18 protein-coding genes are annotated in these 18,127 nt (G+C 44.6%); 7 read left to right on the top strand and 11 right to left on the bottom strand.

Going from position 1 to position 18,127, the window contains the following annotated elements:
- Nucleotides 1-85 precede the first annotated feature (85 nt).
- The gene (locus tag Pcarn_RS20120; protein ID WP_261836106.1) at nt 86-274 is read right to left on the bottom strand and encodes a hypothetical protein; all 189 of its coding nucleotides are present in this window, start codon (nt 272-274) and stop codon (nt 86-88) included.
- Between the two features lie 265 nt (nt 275-539).
- Nucleotides 540-2,252 (bottom strand): bifunctional metallophosphatase/5'-nucleotidase, encoded by a 1,713-nt coding sequence (locus tag Pcarn_RS20115; RefSeq protein ID WP_261836105.1) that lies wholly within the window; start codon nt 2,250-2,252, stop codon nt 540-542.
- Between the two features lie 812 nt (nt 2,253-3,064).
- Here Pcarn_RS20115 and Pcarn_RS20110 point away from each other — a divergent pair.
- A complete protein-coding gene (locus Pcarn_RS20110) occupies nt 3,065-4,705 on the top strand; it encodes an ATP-dependent endonuclease (protein ID WP_261836104.1) in 1,641 nt (546 codons plus the stop codon).
- On the opposite strand, the gene Pcarn_RS20105 is transcribed toward Pcarn_RS20110, so the two are convergent.
- The 5 genes from Pcarn_RS20105 to nfsB all read right to left on the bottom strand — a co-directional run bounded on the left by Pcarn_RS20105 (nt 4,702) and on the right by nfsB (nt 9,462).
- Nucleotides 4,702-5,523: an EamA family transporter gene (locus Pcarn_RS20105; RefSeq protein WP_261836103.1), complete on the bottom strand. Its 822-nt coding sequence runs from the start codon at nt 5,521-5,523 to the stop codon at nt 4,702-4,704. The two genes, Pcarn_RS20110 and Pcarn_RS20105, sit on opposite strands and share 4 nt — an antisense overlap.
- Nucleotides 5,524-5,542: 19 nt before the next feature.
- Entirely contained in the window at nt 5,543-6,034 is a 492-nt protein-coding gene (locus Pcarn_RS20100) for a carboxymuconolactone decarboxylase family protein (RefSeq protein ID WP_261836102.1), read from the bottom strand.
- Between the two features lie 151 nt (nt 6,035-6,185).
- Entirely contained in the window at nt 6,186-7,817 is a 1,632-nt protein-coding gene (locus Pcarn_RS20095; RefSeq protein WP_261836101.1) for a hypothetical protein, read from the bottom strand.
- A gap of 150 nt (nt 7,818-7,967) precedes the next feature.
- Nucleotides 7,968-8,711 carry a phosphatase gene (locus Pcarn_RS20090; protein WP_261836100.1) on the bottom strand — a complete coding sequence of 248 codons (744 nt, stop codon included), beginning with the start codon at nt 8,709-8,711 and terminating at the stop codon, nt 7,968-7,970.
- Between the two features lie 94 nt (nt 8,712-8,805).
- A complete protein-coding gene (gene nfsB / locus Pcarn_RS20085; RefSeq protein ID WP_261836099.1) occupies nt 8,806-9,462 on the bottom strand; it encodes an oxygen-insensitive NAD(P)H nitroreductase in 657 nt (218 codons plus the stop codon).
- 182 nt (nt 9,463-9,644) lie between these two features.
- On the opposite strand from nfsB, the gene Pcarn_RS20080 reads away from it, so the two are divergent.
- Together Pcarn_RS20080 and Pcarn_RS20075 are read left to right on the top strand one after the other, a co-directional pair.
- Nucleotides 9,645-10,196 (top strand): DUF1439 domain-containing protein, encoded by a 552-nt coding sequence (locus Pcarn_RS20080; protein WP_261836098.1) that lies wholly within the window; start codon nt 9,645-9,647, stop codon nt 10,194-10,196.
- Between the two features lie 124 nt (nt 10,197-10,320).
- Nucleotides 10,321-10,806, top strand: a complete 486-nt coding sequence (locus Pcarn_RS20075) for a hypothetical protein (protein WP_261836097.1) — start codon at nt 10,321-10,323, stop codon at nt 10,804-10,806.
- Between the two features lie 68 nt (nt 10,807-10,874).
- Here the strand turns inward: Pcarn_RS20075 and Pcarn_RS20070 are convergent, their stop codons facing one another.
- Both Pcarn_RS20070 and Pcarn_RS20065 read right to left on the bottom strand, forming a co-directional pair.
- Nucleotides 10,875-11,444 (bottom strand): YceI family protein, encoded by a 570-nt coding sequence (locus tag Pcarn_RS20070; RefSeq protein ID WP_261836096.1) that lies wholly within the window; start codon nt 11,442-11,444, stop codon nt 10,875-10,877.
- Nucleotides 11,441-11,971, bottom strand: coding sequence for a cytochrome b (locus Pcarn_RS20065; RefSeq protein WP_261836095.1), 531 nt, complete (start codon nt 11,969-11,971; stop codon nt 11,441-11,443). Before Pcarn_RS20065 ends, Pcarn_RS20070 begins: the two co-directional genes overlap by 4 nt.
- Before the next feature lie 207 nt (nt 11,972-12,178).
- On the opposite strand from Pcarn_RS20065, the gene Pcarn_RS20060 reads away from it, so the two are divergent.
- Nucleotides 12,179-12,829, top strand: coding sequence for a hypothetical protein (locus Pcarn_RS20060; protein ID WP_261836094.1), 651 nt, complete (start codon nt 12,179-12,181; stop codon nt 12,827-12,829).
- A gap of 1 nt (nt 12,830) precedes the next feature.
- Here Pcarn_RS20060 and Pcarn_RS20055 read toward each other — a convergent pair whose 3' ends face one another.
- Nucleotides 12,831-13,577 (bottom strand): dienelactone hydrolase family protein, encoded by a 747-nt coding sequence (locus tag Pcarn_RS20055; protein WP_261836093.1) that lies wholly within the window; start codon nt 13,575-13,577, stop codon nt 12,831-12,833.
- A 104-nt stretch (nt 13,578-13,681) separates the two neighbouring features.
- Complete coding sequence (locus Pcarn_RS20050) at nt 13,682-14,326, bottom strand: hypothetical protein (RefSeq protein ID WP_261836092.1); 645 nt, start codon at nt 14,324-14,326, stop codon at nt 13,682-13,684.
- Nucleotides 14,327-14,494: 168 nt separating this feature from the next.
- On the opposite strand from Pcarn_RS20050, the gene Pcarn_RS20045 reads away from it, so the two are divergent.
- The 3 genes from Pcarn_RS20045 (at nt 14,495) to Pcarn_RS20035 (ending at nt 18,126) form a co-directional block, all read left to right on the top strand.
- Nucleotides 14,495-15,526 carry a helix-turn-helix domain-containing protein gene (locus tag Pcarn_RS20045; RefSeq protein WP_261836091.1) on the top strand — a complete coding sequence of 344 codons (1,032 nt, stop codon included), beginning with the start codon at nt 14,495-14,497 and terminating at the stop codon, nt 15,524-15,526.
- A gap of 157 nt (nt 15,527-15,683) precedes the next feature.
- Complete coding sequence (gene gltS / locus Pcarn_RS20040; RefSeq protein WP_261836090.1) at nt 15,684-16,910, top strand: sodium/glutamate symporter; 1,227 nt, start codon at nt 15,684-15,686, stop codon at nt 16,908-16,910.
- 118 nt (nt 16,911-17,028) lie between these two features.
- Nucleotides 17,029-18,126, top strand: a complete 1,098-nt coding sequence (locus Pcarn_RS20035; protein WP_261836089.1) for an OmpP1/FadL family transporter — start codon at nt 17,029-17,031, stop codon at nt 18,124-18,126.
- Nucleotide 18,127: the final 1 nt, after the last annotated feature.

The following is an 18,127-nucleotide window of genomic DNA, read 5'->3' as shown; positions in this document are numbered from 1 at the left end:
TGGGTATCGGAGAAATAAGTAGGAAATCGAAGCATAAAAAAAGCCCCGCTTATTCAAGCGGGGCTTAGTAATTCTAATCGGTGTATTAGCGAATCATACCGATGTCTTTTTGTACGTGAGCCGACATATCCGACACGTAGTAAGTAGTAGTTGATTGGCTTTTACCAAACAGGATATCTACTAGGTGCATCATCAGTCCTTTGAAATCAATTGAATAGCTCTTTGAGTCCTTTGAGCTAGGTACCGCGATAGTGTCGAGCATTACTTGTGCCATGATAAGCCTCTGCAAAAACTGGTTAAACTCAATGATTTCTGAGAGCAAATATAGGCAATAAGATTGCACAAATAAAACGAGTAAAATTTAGAATATGGATTAGATTTTCTAATGTTACAGGCAATTAACAAGACTCTTGTATAACTATTCAGCAGAATGAATACAGACAATAATAAAGCGCATTTATTGCGCTTTATTATTAATTCACAACCAGATCGCCATTGTGCTTTTAACACATTTTTAACCGAAAGTTTTGTGACAATAACTACTTTAGACCTAATTTTATTTGTGATTCGAATCGTAGCGGTTGTTCATACATCATTTGAATGAAGCAGTCAGACATGGTTGTTTCTGTAACAATAGAACCTGGCTCACTATTTAATATCGCTGAGAAACCCTCTTTACCCTTCATGGTATAAGCAGATGAAGTACCAAAATAGACTTTTTCTTGGTCTATATTTTGCCATCTACCATCTAGATAGATTTTTAGATTCTTAACTCTGCTATCTTTGGGAGCCTCGAGATCAAGGTCGTAACTCAGATTATGACTATATGGGAAACTCCCTGTTCCTGTGCCCTTCGGGTCTAGGGCATTATCAATAGCTCCCTCAAGAGTTGGCTTGATGTATTTACCCTTTAGCTTGTAAACACCAATAGGCACGGCAAAAGGTAATAATTTACCGGCGATATCTGCCTTACTTACCGGCCCCGGGTTTAGAGAGCAGCGCACCCCACCAGCGTTATGGATAGCAAAATCCACCTCATGCCCTTCAGAGCGCATTGTTGTGAGAAAAGACTCCGCAACCATAGGACAAATCTCACTCCCACCCTGTTCATCCGGAACTCGTACGTGGCGAAGTCCTTGAGCTAAATGCCCCACTATAGCGGTTTGTAGCGCAAACACCGCAGGACGGTAGGTATCATAGATATGGTGATGAATAGCCAAATCTTTTGGACAGCGCACGACGTTTGGATGGGAACGAAGAAAATCGACCACCTGTTCGTACTCACCGTCGCAATTGCAATCTGTCATGCTGGCATCAAGGCACAAATGCCTGCCAATCAATAGCTCATTCTTACCATTGAAGTTAACAACGTTTCCGTCTGTATCAAAGTCAATATCGCAATGCCCTATCACCTGAGCATGACCACCAGCTTGAACGATATAGGTATCACCCACTCGTGATCCATATTCATCTTTAGAAGCGATGCCTAATGCAGAAAAGTCGCCTTGCAGAACATGAGAGTGCCCACCAATGATCAGACTGATACCCTTTACCTGTTCTGCAAGCTCGTGGTCAGCTTCATAGCCGAGATGACTGAGCAGAATGATCTTATTAATGCCAGAGTCCCGAATGCGCTTCACGGTATTTTTGGCGGTTTGCAGTGCATTCATAAAAGGCGTATCGGGATCTGGGTTTGCGATATCCGCCATCTTATCTATCGAAAGGCCAAAGATAGCGACTTTCTCCCCATCTACATCTTGAGTTATCCAACTCGCAGCTTGTGATGAAATATCATAAGGCTTCAGGCTTTGCAGACCCTTTAGCGGATTGACCTTACTGCTGTCTTCGTTAGACAGGTCCCAGTTACCACATAGCAGTGGAAACTCTATCTGTTTAGCAAACTCTGCAACCGGGCCATTACCCATATCCAATTCATGATTGCCTAGCGTCATCGCAGTTAGGCCAAGGCGATTTAATAGATCTGAGTTGGCTCTGCCTTTAAATAGAGAGAAGTAGAGGGTTCCTTGGAAACAATCTCCTGCGTGCAGAAACATAAAATTTCTATCGTTTTCAAGCGCCTGCTGTTTGAGTTGATCTGCACGAGATTTGATGCGAGCGAAACCACCGACGCTGATATAGGGCTTGTGGACTTGGTTATCGAGGTTGAGATCGAGCTGTATTGTTGTTGGTTCGAAATAAGAGTGGGTATCGTTAATATGAGCAATCCGAACCCGAGTTATTGTCTTTTGCATATTTTTCTTTCGCTTCACACTCTGGGACCTATTTCGCCCAAAGCTGTGTTTGCCCTTAACTTATTAGTAGTCTTTCCTAAAGATAGGCGTTTTACCTATCCAACTACCTACTTTGATCGTTCTTTATTCAGAGCTTAGTAAGACATTATTACATTTAGTTGAACATTACTCTCGTCTGAAAGTGCGTTGAGCTACTTTTAATTCTTAAAAACATAGCGTGATATGGCAAACACGCGCTCATAACCCACCAGTTTTGTCAAATCGTGATCGGCTTTGTTTAATTCATCATCAAAATGATACAAAACGTCATCTTGATCACGGGTTAACTTTTATTCGAAAACTCATTTCAATTTGTATGCTTATATTACAAATAATAAATAACAGTTTTTAGACTTTAAACTGTATGAAATAAATCCCTGTTACTAAGTCTGCGTAAGAGCAAACTAACTATTCAGCGAGGTAATGACATGGTCTACAAGAATATTCAATTAAGATGGCTGGAGAAATTGTATCTGCAGTCTAAGCATCAAGTGATTCATCCTGACGGGTTCGTATCACTACGACTAATTACGAAAAAAGGCAAAGAAATTTGGAAATTGGTATAGGAGACTAACCTAGAAACTCACAGCCTCGAATTTTTTGCGTACCATCAAAATCACTAATTGACTCATAAGAGGAAAGACAACTCACAGCAACAAGGTCTTATCTACAAAATCGGTGTTCAATCAACCCAAGCAGAAATTAAAGGGTATATAATCTAAATAAGCCCTAAGCCACTGAATTCATTAAGGCTAGTTTCTCAAGGAGGGTCTATGCAGCTAGAGCGCATTGAGGTTTCAGGCTTTCGTGGTATCAAGCGCCTCTCTCTACCGTTTGACGATCTCACTACCCTGATCGGTGAAAATACTTGGGGTAAATCCTCTTTGCTCGACGCCCTTTCTGTGGCGTTGCCAACAAACGGTCAACCATACGAATTTGAGATGCGTGACTTTCATGTGGATTACGCCATTTCGCACCCACAAACACAGCATCTTCAGATAGTCCTTAAGCTGCGTGCCAATTCCAAATCCGAGCTAAAGTCTGGTCGCTATAGAAAGATAAAACCCATATGGAACCAAGATAACGGGGATAAGCCGTTTATTATCTACCGCCTCAGTGCGTCTATGGTTGGACATAAGATCACGACACACTACGCTTTTCTCGATGAACAAGGTGAGCCGAAGCTTCTTCACCACTCTATCAAGCTTGCTCAAGAGTTGATGCAGCTGCATCCGGTGATTAGGCTCCGAGATTCAAGGCGCTTCCAACGCGTCGAAGCGTCTGATCTTCCGAACTCACGCATTGAAAGACGCATCAAAAACACCTGTCGAAGATTGCTTGCCCACCCTGGTCTTGTTAGTAAAGAAGAGATGAAGAGTAGCTTTAAAACCATGCATGACTTGGTGGACCACTACTTTTCCTACAAGTCACATAGCAGGCACGACCCAAGGAGCGCCCGAGATGGCATATTCAGCTCCGGCGGGGTGCGAAGCGGTGCTAAACACCTCTCTCTCACTCAGTTTATTGACCAAACTAAGGACAAACAGACTCGCCTATTGCTGATGGGACTTTTAAACAACTACCTGCAAGCTAAGGGTGATACCGAACTAAGGCGCGTTGCAAGGCCACTATTGATTGTAGAAGACCCTGAAGGTCGACTTCATCCAACTCATCTGGCGCGGGCTTGGGCCCTATTGCAGATGCTACCCATGCAAAAGATACTCACCACTAATTCTGCAGTACTCCTTAGCGCAGTACCTCTTAGCAGTATTAAACGCTTAGTGCGTAAATCTGACAGAACAGAAACCAAGAGTATTCAATCGCAAATGCTCTCAGCGGATGAACTACGACGGGTCGGTTTTCATATCCGATTCCACCGCTCCAGCGCCCTATTTGCACGCTGTTGGCTATTAGTCGAGGGGGAAACCGAGGTTTGGCTGTTCAACGAACTCGCAAAACTGTGCGGTTATGACTTAGCCGCTGAGGGCGTACAAATCATTGAGTTTGCTCAATCAGGGTTAAAGTCGCTGCTCAAGGTAGCTAAAGCGCTAGATATCGACTGGCACGTTGTGACCGATGGTGATGCTGCAGGTAAAAAATATGCACACTCTGTTCGTTCGATTCTCAATGGCGAGCAAGAAAGGCATAGATTAACCGAACTTCCAGACAAAGATATTGAGCACTACCTGTATAACAACGGTTTCGAGATTTTCTTTAAGGATATGGTCAAGATCCCTCACGATCATCCTATCCCAGCTAAAAAAGTCATCAACCGAGCCCTCAAAAAGCACGCGAAACCCGATATGGCTTTAGCAATAGTCGAATACTGTGAGAAACATGGCGATGCTGTTGTTCCGATCCTTATTCGCTGGACACTTAAGCGTGTGATAAGCATGGCAAATGGCAACACCTAAGCAGGCTTTGGCTTTTGCATGCTGATCGCAATAGCAATTAAGATGATTGCTAGGGCAGTCATCTGTCCGCCTGATATCGCCTCACGAAACACCCACATAGCCAACACAAAATGTATCGTTGGCTCGATATATTGGAAAAGACTAACCCGACTCAATGCTACCTTAGTTACGGAAATGGAAAGCAGCAATACCGACACCAGTTGCAAAGGAGCGGTGCCAGCTAGAAGGGTGACTTCAGAGACACTATGTGGGTTATTTAAAATCAGGAAAAGCGCTATCGGGGCAAACAATACATGCTCTAACAGTAGCCCTGTAAAGGTGTTCAGACGACTTAGCTTCTTGACTGCAATATACAGCGCAAATGCAGAAGCGATAGCAAGGCTCATCAGAGGTAATACACCTTCTGAAACCGCGTAAACAGCAACCGCTGTAAACATCAAAGCAAGGGCAATACTCTGCCCTTTGGTTATCTTCTCTTTAAACACCAGCAAGCCAATACCAAACACCATAATAGGCGCGATATAAAAGGCTAGAGACGCGGCAAGCAAGTTACCAGACACTGTGGCATAGACGAAGCCATACCATGATCCGTTCATCAATAAGCCTGCCAGTGCGGAGTAACCGATATCGCGCTTGGTCATACTGCGAAAGCCCCGAATAAAGCGTGGGTGACACGCTGCCACCAGCACTAAAATGAAGGCTGACCAAAAAACACGATGGGATAAGACAGTGATAAGATCAAAGTCAGTCAGTTGGTGAAAATATAGGGGTGCTAAACCCCAAACTACGAAGGCTAATATCCCTAGCAAAGAATACATCTTCGCCCCTTACAAGCGGTTATTCGATTGAGGCGAGAATTTTAAGGGAATGACACACAGCTGCCAATCTCATTGTGGCATCTATTTCTGAATCTGGAACACCCGCCTGTTGCAGTGACCCAACATGAGAGCGAAGACACATGTGTCCGCCATTTATCAAAGAGATAGCCACGCATGCATGATGATAGGCAACCTCATCTTCTACGTTGAGTGAAGCAAAGCTTTTGAAGTTTAAGCTCTCAAGGGAACCACCTGCGTTGACTTCAACAAACTGCTTAGCGATAAAATAAGGGTTGGTAACGCCCATGCGAGCGATAGCAAACTCAATATCACGTCTCTGAGACTCGGTAGGCTCATCGATTTCAGCCTTAACTAAATCAATAACATACCGACTACCTGTGGTCAGTGCACTGGCCCAAGCGGCATAAAGCACGCGAACGTAGTTGGTATCATTAGTGCTGCTAAGTAGATTCTTCAGTAGCGTTAGCTGATCGGCTCTTATTTCTTTCATGTCTTTGGTCATCCAATTCGTTGCGTTTACAACTATATTAGAATTCACTTAATTTAAATCAAGCGGGTAAACAGAGCGATTGATGTAACTGAGGTTGCTTTATTGAGTGATATGAAAAAGCGCTTAACCTCTAGAGGTTAAGCGCACTGAGTTAATTCGCAGTAATGAAGATTGGATTTGAATAGAACCAGAGGTCTTTCCAAGCAACTACATTAGGGTCGCTCTCGGTTTTCTCTAGGTCAATCACTGGGTTACCTTCGAGATCCACATAGCCAGGCGTACCTTTTTCGTTGTTACTTCCCCGCAAACGGATGTACATATCCTGTTCAACTTGCTCTAGGGTGAAACTCAAGGTTAGCTTTCCATCCTTTTCTACCCATCCCTGTGTGCCCTTTTCAAAACTCTGAATTACAGACACATCATCGGCGAAAGGTTTATTAAATTCGGGATCTGTTGGGTCTATCTTGCCGGTCACGTAACCTGCAATCACATCCACAAACTTTAGGTCGGGTTTATCACCGTTATTGTTCGCTTCAGGCAGATTCATAGAGATGGATACTGTGACATTTTCACCAGCAGGCACCACTAAATCGCCACCCATACGGGTCGAATTACTCACGTCGTTTTCACCTTGCGCGATAAACTCCAACTCTGAGATAAGATCACCATGAGTTACAAAGCTCTGGCCACCCTTGATTGCATCTAGAAGTCCTTTTTGAGTCTCTTGTTCAAGATAGATATGGGACTTACTGTATTCACCTGGCCAAAAGTCTTTCGCCATGCTGTGAAAATCACTATGAGCAAAGATTGAAATGCGTCGTCCTTCACTCAGCAGTGCATCCCAAACACCGCCCATACGAGCCGTCATGTAGTCAAATCCACCATAAGTGCGTCCATGATAGGCTGGTCCCTGATAGTCCTCAGCATATTCTTTCAGAAAGATAGGATGCTCCATTTCATAGGAACCTCGGGCTTCTGGGTTTCTCTGATGTCCCGGTGCCCCCTCCATACCTATGATGATATCTGGCCCAGCATTGTGTAGCTCACGCATATACTCAATCATTACCTCATGCTTTCTAGAAGGATGATTAAAAGATAAAAACGCACGTTCAGAATAGTTCTGTTGCAGGAAAGTCATAGCTTCCAACAGATCATCCCATGTTTGCTTACGCTCATCTCCTTCCCAGCGCTCTCCCTCACCGTATAGATAATGAAACTCATTGATCTCATCCACATCGCCATCATCTAAAAGTACCATGGTGGTATGCTCTTTGATGACTGGCAGTGTGTATTCCATGCCGGTCAGTAGGAATTGCTTTTCCGTCAAATTCTCATGGCGATAGTCAACCAAATTGGCGTACAGACGGTTGTTATCTTGCGCTCTTGGGGTGTAGACCTTGTCATCAGCGTAAACGTCTTTGGCATAGTCGTGGCTGTGTAGTTCGTCTCCCGGCTCGTCGCTTGGCTCAGGGTTAAAAATACGCTCACCACTCGCTCTAACACGCCATAATCCTTCATTGACTTCATAACGCTTAAAGCCGCTGTGCTCGGTACTTGCAATGAAATCTAGATCATATTTGTTGTAGGCGATGTTCAAGATGGACTGCACCAACTGATGCCCATCAGATGCCGTTGAGTGAACATGCATATCCCCTTGTACCCAGCGAGCCTTCTGCTCTGGCACAGGCGGAGGTGTTTGCGCACTATTCTCATCTGAGTTGCATCCCACTAGCACAGCGGAAGAAATCGCCACTAGACCACAAGTCATTGCAATATTTTTCATATTGTTTCCCTTTGAAAAAATCGCAACGAATCTATGCGCTGAATGTGACAGATTTGTTTAACTCTCCTCAATTATTCAAAATGTTTTATAAAAACATAAAAAAGCCACCTCATTGAGGTGGCTCTAATCTTATTCAGGTTGAAGATAGCCTTACCATTCAAACTGATCTTGAATATCAATACCTTTAGTTTTCAGGTAGTTAAACAGTGAATCTGTAGTGTTATTGATGATTCGCTCAGCTGGGAAGTCATATTGGCTAATAAGCGCTACAGCTTTGTCGAACTTACCCAAGTCCCATGCATTGTGTGCATCAGAACCCACACTGATTGGCGCATCAAACTTTTTGGCGAGTTCAGCAATCTTGCAGCAGTTTGGGTAACTGTCTTTTCTTGAGAACAAAAAGGAACTGTTATTTATTTCTAGCGCTACGTTTTCACGGGCAGCAGTTTTTACTACTTCTTCAATATGGATCGGAAAGGCATTGTTTCCAGGGTGGGTCACCACATGCACCTTACCGCTCTCAATTACCTTAACCATAGCTTGGGTATTTTCATCTATGCTGCGAGGCGCGAATACTGGTCGATGGAAGCCGGTCAATATAATGTCTAAGCTCTGTCGAATAGGCTCTTCTAGGTCAATACTGCCATCAATGTCTTTAATATTGCTCTCGATACCTCTAAGAATACCCACCCCATCGGCAACCCTTGGCAGGGTCAGGCTGTTGACGAAATGCCACTTATGCGGGGCATCTTCCATGTCTGGTCCATGGTCGGTATTGGCAAACAGTTTAATGCCTCGACTAGGCGCGAGGCGAACGTAATCGTGAATGGTGCTGTAGGCGTGGTCGCTGGCGAGGGTATGCGTATGAAGATCAACTTCTAGGGTGTACTTCATGAGGATCCTTTTGATATCTAAGTCAAAATCTATTCTACTCACCCTAGATTACTCTGAATTGACAGCACCTCAAGGCATTTTCAGTGCATGTGGGCTACTCAAGCTCTGTGAAGATTTCCTCCTCAGACAATCGAGACTTAGGCAGTTGTGCGTTAAAGTCCCCTGCCTTGCGATAGCCCAACGCAACGACAGCCACTGCAGTGAATCCATCCTCACGCAGCTCGAACTCTTCATCCAGCGCCGCCAAATCTACACCTTCCATAGGCAAAGCATCTATACCAAGGGCACCGGCGCCAAGTAGCAGTCCACCCATATTGAGGTACACCTGCTTATCCATCCAATGCTGTGCATCTTTCAGGTCATATCTATGGATGTTCACAAACATAGAACGTGCGCCATGAACTAAGTCTTTAAACTCTGCCGCTTGATAGCGTCCATCTGAGTCTTCGGATTCAAGAAGATGAAGTAAGTAAGGCTCGTCTATGCTTGCTCGTGCGCAAAGCACCACAACATGCGACGCGTCTAAAATCTTCTGCTCATTAAACTGATAAGTCCCCTGCGCCCCTTTTGCCACCCGTTGTTTCGACTCTTCACCACTGGCAATAAGAAAATGCCACGGCTGCGAGTTCACACTGGATGGGCTGTATCTAAGGATATGTTTTAGCTGGTCCATATCCTCGGCACTGATTTTCTTCTCAGGATCAAATTCCTTGGTAGAGTATCTAAACTGCATTACGTCTTTTAGATTCATCACGCTTCTCCGATTGCAAAATAGCTCGAAAAAAGAATAGAAGTGCCAGTGGCTAAAATACAGCCACATTCGCAACTATTCATCGACCTCTCTTCGACCATTTCCTAAGTTGCACTTCCATGACATTGGCCGCTAATCCTCAGCTATATTTATTCTTCTCCCTGTCATAAAAAGGTACCTCAATGAGAACCTTCCAACTCTTTTCACTTGTTCTTGCCTCATTAACACTTGGTGGTTGTGCTACCTACAGCATCTCAGAACAAGAGATGACCAACTATCTCACAGACAACATCAGTTTTAATCAATCGGTTGGTGTGGAGAATGTGCTGTATGCGCAAGTTGCAATCGATGATCTCAAGGTCAACATAGGTCGAGCAGATGCCGATCGCTTGTCTGTATTTGCCAACACCAATGCCAAGATACAGATGTTTAATCAACCCAGCCAAACCCTAGACTTGGATCTCGAGTTCAGTGCAATACCCGAGTACAGGCAAGAGAGCGGAGAAGTCTTTCTAAAGTCTCTGCGCCTTGAGAAGTTCGATGAAAAAGGCGGTCAGTTATCGCCTGAAATTAAGGCTCTATTAAAGCCTGCGGTCTCTATGATTGGCTATGGGCTTTCCAATCAAGCGGTATACAAACTCGATAGCAATAGCGTGCAAGAATCTCTATTAAAGTCCTCAGACCCAAGCTTAGTCATCAAAGATAACAAACTGGTCATTGAATTATTTAACTAACTAAAACCGAGCAGTTTCATGCGATTTTTGAAGAAGCAGAAAATTGCTGGTTCAAGTTGAACCAAGAAACAACCTAATACGTAATAATGTGGTCGGAAGCAAAATTGCTCCCTAAGGAGATGCCATGAAAGGTTCGCTATTTTTACTATCAATGCTAGTGAGTAGCTCAGCACTTGCAATGCAGGCTGCCACTCAAGTTGATACCCAAAGCTTTAAAGACAACCAAGGCGGCGTTTCAACCATCAGCTTTAAGTCGAAACATGGTCGTTCAATCCTGGTATCTGCCTCTGTCCAAAAGATAAATCATACTGAACCAAACATTTATTTCACTGTTGCTGCGAGTAAAGGTTACTGCTCTCTATCCAATCCTAGGGTTCCGCAAAAACAAAAGTGGAAGGTCAACGGTAAGTCTGTATCCATGATGGTTCACTGTGAGTACAGCGGGCGCTACGGTAGCTACATGCAATCAGCCCACGCAGTTACAACTAAAGACCTAAACTACATAGTCAATCAATTCAAATACAGCGACGGACTGGTATCTGTAGCCAACCCTCAAGGGGTTAGCGTTAAGTTTGCGAACGATGGTTTTACGCAAGCTTGGCAAGATTAATCAAGCTAGACAACTAGAACGAAAAAAGCTCCCAACTGGGAGCTTTCTTTTGCCAAAGGTAAACAGAATTACTTCTTCTTGCCTTCTACGTGCAGTTCCATATCTACATAGCTAGATGTACCCATTACTGGGATATTGAAGTCTGCTAGCTCTAGACGAGTTGTGCCCATAAAGCCTGCGCGCTCACCGCCCCACGGGTCTTTACCTTGACCGATAAAGTCAGCATCGATAGTGATTGCCTTAGTTTCGCCATGTAGAGTCAGGTCGCCCATGATCTCTAGTTTGCCGTCACCCTTATCAACAACCTTGGTTGATTTAAATACAGCTTCGCTGTACTTACCTGCATCGATGAAATCACCGCTACGGATGTGCTTATCGCGCTCAGCGTGGTTTGAATCAAGGCTCGTAGTATCAACGGTAACCTCAACGCTTGAAGCAGTTACGTTTGCTGGATCGTAGCTAAACTCACCTTCAAATTTGTTAAAGCGACCCTTGATGAAGCTGTAACCTAAGTGGCTTACCTTAAAGTTGATTGAAGCGTGAGCGCCTTGAGTATCAATTACATAGTCTGCTGCATTTGCTGCAAGTGGTGTTGCCATCGCAACCGCCAATCCTAGCGCTAACATTGATCGTTTCATTTTAATCCCCTTGTCATTTTGCGAAGCGTATTATCTTTATCAATAAAGTGGTGTTTAAGTGCCGCCAGTGCGTGTACCGATGCTAGACCAATCAGCACAAAAGCGACGTAGTAGTGAACCTGCCCAGCAAGGTCAGCTTGGTTTTCGAAGAACTTCCCTAGCCCAGGCACGTCAAACCAACCGAATACGGAAATTGGACGACCGTCCTCGGTTGAAATTAGATATCCAGAAATAAATAGAACGAAAAGAAGAAAGTACATCAGATGATGAGCAGATTTGGCCGCTACCTTTTCAAACTTAGAGCCCTCAACTGTTGGGGACTTGGTCATTGCTTTCCACAGCAAGCGAAATAGGGTAAGCAAGGCAAGTAAAATGCCTATAGACTTATGCCAGTGCGGAGCAATTTGATACCACTCACTGTAATAGGTAAGGTCGACCATCCACAGACCCACTGCGAACATGCCAATGACGACTATGGCTGAAATCCAGTGCACAGTTTTGGCTGTTTTATTGTATCCCTGACTCACACATCCTCCATCTAATCCGTTACTTCCTATTGATGCATATGATTGCATCTGATGTGAAACATTATGGTGACGTATTTGTTAACGTCTAGCTAATAAATTTGTTCATCTTAGTCGAAGAATTTGATGGAACGCGATTATTTACTTAAATTTACAGTATATTAAGTAGTAAAATCATAGTGATAGAGACGGTCACAGGAATAGTTTAGTTTGTTAAAAGATATCGTTATCCAGGCGCTAAAACAGGTACAAAGTGACTGTTCCTCTCTGACTAAGAGCGCCTACCCCACAGTCCATAATCGAGGCATGGACAACAAACACTTAGCAAGCCTGGTTGAGCGACGGCTTACAGGCGTGGCATCCAGTTATGGCACCACTCTGGTATCTGAGGCATTTGATGTAAGACCCGAGCAATCCACACAAGAATTGCCCTTTCGAAGATTTACCACCCACTTTGGCAATGTTTGGCTACTGCCTGATTCATTGAAGACTGCAAATCGAACCCACAGGCAGAACCTGGTTAAAATGGTGAGCCTATGGCGAGAAGAGTATGGGTATGTTATTCAACCAAATGACTGTCTGGTTCTGGTGTGTGACCACTGGTTTAGTCGCATTAGTAGCAGTCAACAACTGATGGATTGGTGGCTTAATCGCTTTCCTGATGACTTCGCAAGCTATGTAGAGCAAGGCATATTACTTGCGCCAAGTGAAGGTGAAAAACTGGATGAACTGCTTTCCCCTATGAGCTTATCTCCTTGCTACAAGTCTCATGCTCACCCTATAAAAAAAGATGGCGCCGATGGCAATCAGGCTTGTATCAAGCGCTATGTCCATCTGTACGCCATCTATGAGTGCGTTTAGATTACTGGGTAACTTCTTCTAGAACCTCTCCGAAGCGTCTCCATGACTTCATATCCGCATCTTCTCTATACCTTGGAGAGCCAAATACCGTAAAGGCGTGTGGCGCGCCGCTATAAGAGATCATTTCATGGGAAACCCCAGCTTCTTCAAGCTCGACCGCTAGGGTAGCAAAATCTTGCATGGTAATAGCGGTGTCCGCTGTGCCATGAAAAACAACCACCGGTGCCTTGGTCATTTTATAGCTTTGACCATCTGGCGTACCTAAACCACCGTGGAAACTGACAAAGGCTTTTGCATCGGCTCCAGCTCGCGCCGACTCAAGAACTGCCGCTCCACCAAAGCAGTACCCCATCATCACGGTATTACCTGTTCCGCTATTGAGCTCTTCAGCCTTAGTCTGGCTGGCTGCCATTAGCTTTTGCAGTTTGGCCCTGTCCTTGTAGAGCTCGCCCGTATGCTGCTTCTTATCTTTCACTTCGGTTGGACGTACGCCCTGTCCGAACAGATCTGCCGCAAATACGTTGTAGCCCATATCATTAAGCATTTTGGCGCGCTTCACTTCGTAATCGGTAAGGCCATCCCAGTCATGTACCAGAACCACCAGCGGCGCTCCGTCAGATGCCTTTGACCAATACCCCTGGTAAGGCTGACCATCCACTTCATACACCACATCTTCCCCTGCGATTGCAAGTGGGGCTAAAGACACGGCTGATAACACTAAAAGACCTTTGGTTAGTACCTGATGCATTTCACTCTCTCCTTTGGTGGCACGCATTTTAATGGCGAAAAATGTAGAGCTCGCCAAAAACTTTAGATTACTACGCAGGAGGTAACCAAATGATCTGTCTAAATTTATTTAAATTCGTATTTGTAGTTCACACCCAATTTTGAATCAGAATCATAAATAGAGCTATCACTGTACATAGCGAAGGTATTAAGTGAATGGTGGTCATTGATCTTGTAGCTTACACCGCCACCAATCCAGTAGTTGCTGTAGTCATCGCTACCTAGACCTGCACCACCGAAAGTCATTACTGACCAATGCTCAGTCAAAGGTTTAAACGCAAACGCACCTAAGTAACCGCCATGGCTGCTTTGAGGTCTAAACACATAGTCCCCAGCGATAGGGTCAAACTCATCCCGCACTTCACCATCGTTATAGCTATATCCACCGGTCGCAAATATCTGCCATCCACCCGGAGTAAAACCGAAATAGCTCAGAGGGATAAAGGTACCCACACTGTATGAGGTGTTGTGGGAGTCATCGTCATAGGTATTACGACCAAAATAGAAGTTCAATATACCGATATCAAACAGCCAAGAACCGCCAACACTCCACTCACTTCCATCATGATTAACCCGCCCGTTAAGCATACGAGCTTCATCTAAACCAATAGAGCCGGAGAAAGTCGCATCGCCGTTGTAACCAATACCCAACTTGGTCACTATCTTGGTTGGGTCTTCATGGTGTTTTTCTTTTTTTTCTTCCGCGAACACAGGATTCACTAACAAAATTGGGACTAAGCAGGTTAAACTTCTGTTCATAGGGTGTGAGATTTAGTTAGACTTTTGATGCGGTTAGAAAGCGCGCAATATATCCGCATACTCAACCGGTTGCAAAGCCTTATTCCGGCTTTTTACGTACTGATAAACAAGGAAAATTTAGTGACAGACAAAGCATTTAATGAGTCAATAAATGAAGTAGGTTTGGAACATTTTAATAACAGTATTCCCCTCATTCGTGGCGACTTTGTGCAAAGTATGATCACAGCCTTAAGCCGCAGAGGCCTAGACCCTAAACCCATCTTTAAGTCATCAAAGCTAGACCCTAATTTGGTCAAAGAGAGCAAGATGGTTGCCATCCACCCAGCTAGGCAATTCTTTAAAGCGGCTTACGATGCCATGCCTACCGAAACCTTCAGCTACGGAATTCAATACGCTATCCGTCACTTACTTGTTCCTGAGTTTACTAAGAACCTTCCTAGCCAATTTACCGTTCGTGAGGTGCTAACCCGCTTTAATATCTTGATCAGAGACTCTGCACCTGTAGCGTCACAATATCTGGTTGAGGATGATAACGAAGCCTGGTTTTGTCGTGCAGAAGGCCCGCTAAAGATGGAAGAATGGGAGGAAGTGTTTACAGCTATCTACGCTGTTGAGCTCATACGCAACCTCATTAGGATGCCTAGTTGGTCCCCGAAGCACGTATACCTCAGACAAGGGCCAGATTCATCTTTCATTAAATTCGTCCCACAGCACATCCAAGTGCTTTATGGTCAGGATGAACACAAGGTTGAAGTAGATAAGGCAATACTCGATAAAACCATATCGATTTCCGAATCAGCAAATAAACGCGATCAAATCGAATGGCACAGCACCTTTTCAGATACCGTTTACACCGCCCTTCTTCCCTATGTGCATGAGCATGAACTTACTATAGAACTGGCCGCTGAGCTGTTTGATATGAGTACTCGCAGTTTTCAGCGCAAACTTCAGTTAGAGAAAGCCTCATTTCGCAGCATCAAAAATAGCTTGATGTTTGATACCGCCAGTCAGTTGATGACCAAGGGAATTTCTCTTACTCAGATCTCGGCTCAGCTGGGTTACGCCGATATTTCTCACTTCTCTCGAGCCTTTAAACGCTTCTCTGGTCTAACACCAAAGTTGTATCAAAAGGCGATAATTGAAGCGATCTGATTGTTATTTCTGTGCAAACTGGCGCATTATGACAAGATAAATCAATCAGATAGGTGTAACATACCGCTCCATTTTATCTCACCATGTTACGGACTCGCGTCTATATTTCTCGTCTATAGTTATTCAAGGCGCTGTAACTGGTCTTAAAAGGAGTGATATGAACACTGTTTATGAAATTGGAGCGCTAGAGTCATTTCTAGTCGCTATCTCAGTGCTTTTCCTCGGTCAATTTATTAACCGTCGTGTACCTTTCCTAAAAAAATACAAGGTACCTGAACCTATCGTGGGCGGATTGATAATCGCGATTATCATCACCGTATTGCACACCCAAGGCATTGACCTTGCCTTTACTCTTCCGCTTGAGAAGATCTTAATGTTGATGTTCTTTACCACAGTCGGTTTGTCTGCAAGTTACAGCCAGCTTCTCAAAGGTGGTAAGAAGGTATTTATCTTCTTAGGTGTGGCCTCTGTTTACATCATCATCCAGAACGCTATCGGTGTTAGCCTTGCAAGCATGATGGACCTAAACCCGCTTATGGGTCTGGTTGCGGGCTCCATTACCCTATCCGGTGGTCATGGTACAGGTGCGGCATGGGCTGCCACATTTGAAGAACTGTATGGCTTGAAGACCCTTGAGTTTGCGATGGCATCTGCGACCTTTGGTTTGATTGTAGGTGGTCTAATTGGTGGTCCAGTGGCACAGCGCCGAATCACCAAACACAACCTTGAATCTGAGTACGGTGCGGGTGATAAACACCACGAGAAATACCCAGATGTTGTTACCTATAACGAACTGGAAGAAGACAAGGTCACCCCCCGCCGCGTTATCGAAACCATGTTTATGATCCTTATCTGCGTGGTAGGTGCAACCTACATCAAGGAGTGGACAGGCACGCTAGATATCAAATGGCTAAAAGGTATTCCTGACTTCGTATTTGCGCTGTTCCTAGGTGTTATCCTCACCAACATCTTTGAATTTACCGGTGCCTACAAATTCAACACCGATACTGTGGATACCATAGGTACGGTTTCCCTGTCGCTATTCCTAGCCATGGCGCTGATGAGTCTTAAGCTTTGGGAGATCTTCGATCTTGCGATGCCACTGCTAATTATTCTTGCAGTACAGAGCTGTGTGCTTGCGGTGTTCGCCTACAACGTGACCTTCAGAGTAATGGGCAGCAACTATGATGCAGCGGTGATTACTGGTGGCCACTGCGGCTTTGGTATGGGTGCAACGCCAACTGCGGTAATGAACATGGGCTCCTTGGTTAGTCACTACGGTCCTTCCCCGCAGGCCTTTATGGTTGTACCTATTGTTGGTGCCTTCTTTATCGACATCGTCAACCTCATCGTCCTGCAGGGCTATATCGCCTTCCTGGGTTAAAAACACAATGAGCCAGCAAATGCTGGCTCATTTTTTGTTACATCTTCTTTTAAAAAAACATTCGCATATCAATATCTTGTCTCATATTCTCGACGCAATCGTATGAGAATGAACCACTATGAAACGCCTAGTTTTAACCTCAATTATTGGCCTATTGCCAAGCCTTAGTCATGCCACCGGCTTAAACTTCTGGGAATCATCCACTGTTAACTCTTCAATGGCCTCTGCTAACGGTGCAATAGCAACAGATGCATCTATCTTAGCACTCGCACCGTCGAGTATTACTCAACTAAACTCACCGACCGTTACTGCCAACGTCACCTTCTATGAAGTGACTACAGATTACGACTTGTTCGGAGCAGAAACCCAATATAAGCAGTCGGATCCTATTCCTGCGGGCTTTTTTGCTACACCTTTAAATGATAATTGGAGTGCAGGTCTTGCTATCTACAGCCGAACTGCGGCTGACATCTCTATCCCTCAAATATCAGTCATTATTCCTCTAACCGACGAAACTCGTGTTCGCCCTATCACTGTCTCAGTAGCGCCCACACTCGCTTATCGTTGGAGCCAGGTAAGCTTTGCGGCAACTTTAGAGTACCTCTATACAGAATATGAGCTGTACCAGACTAAGTGCGGTTTCAGAGGATGCAATGACAGCAAACAAAAAGATACGACCAGCGGCTTTAGTGGTGCTCTCAGTGCTACTTGGATAGTCAATCCAAACTTATCAGTGGCCGCAAATCACAAGTTCGCTACTCAGTATTCTGATAACAACATACAGCTCGAACTACCAAGTATTACCTCTCTTTATGCCACATGGAGAGCGACTAAAAATCTTGATTGGCACTTCAGTTACAGCTATACAGATTGGGATGGTAAAGGCATTCGCTATAGCGATTACAGTGACCCGTTTGGCCTGTTGGTCGGCACGCAAAACAGCAATCGCTTGGCCACCTCTGTGGAATACAGACTGAGCGATTGGAGCTTTAGAACTGGAATCAGTGCAGACGAGGCAATAGATGCCTTCGGTGGCATCGACTATAGATATCGCTTCGGTATTGGCTATCGCTTTACTGACAACCTTCAAGGGGATTTCTCGGCGGTATTCGAGGACTACGCAAGGAAGGAATACAACACCTCAACAGGCACCAACCTTATCGCAGTACAAAACGATGGCACCGCAATTGGGCTTGGACTGACTTACAACTTCTAGA

This window comes from Vibrio ishigakensis (assembly GCF_024347675.1).
Classification (GTDB): Bacteria; Pseudomonadota; Gammaproteobacteria; order Enterobacterales; family Vibrionaceae; genus Vibrio; species Vibrio ishigakensis.
This window is presented reverse-complemented; position numbering and strand designations above follow the sequence as displayed.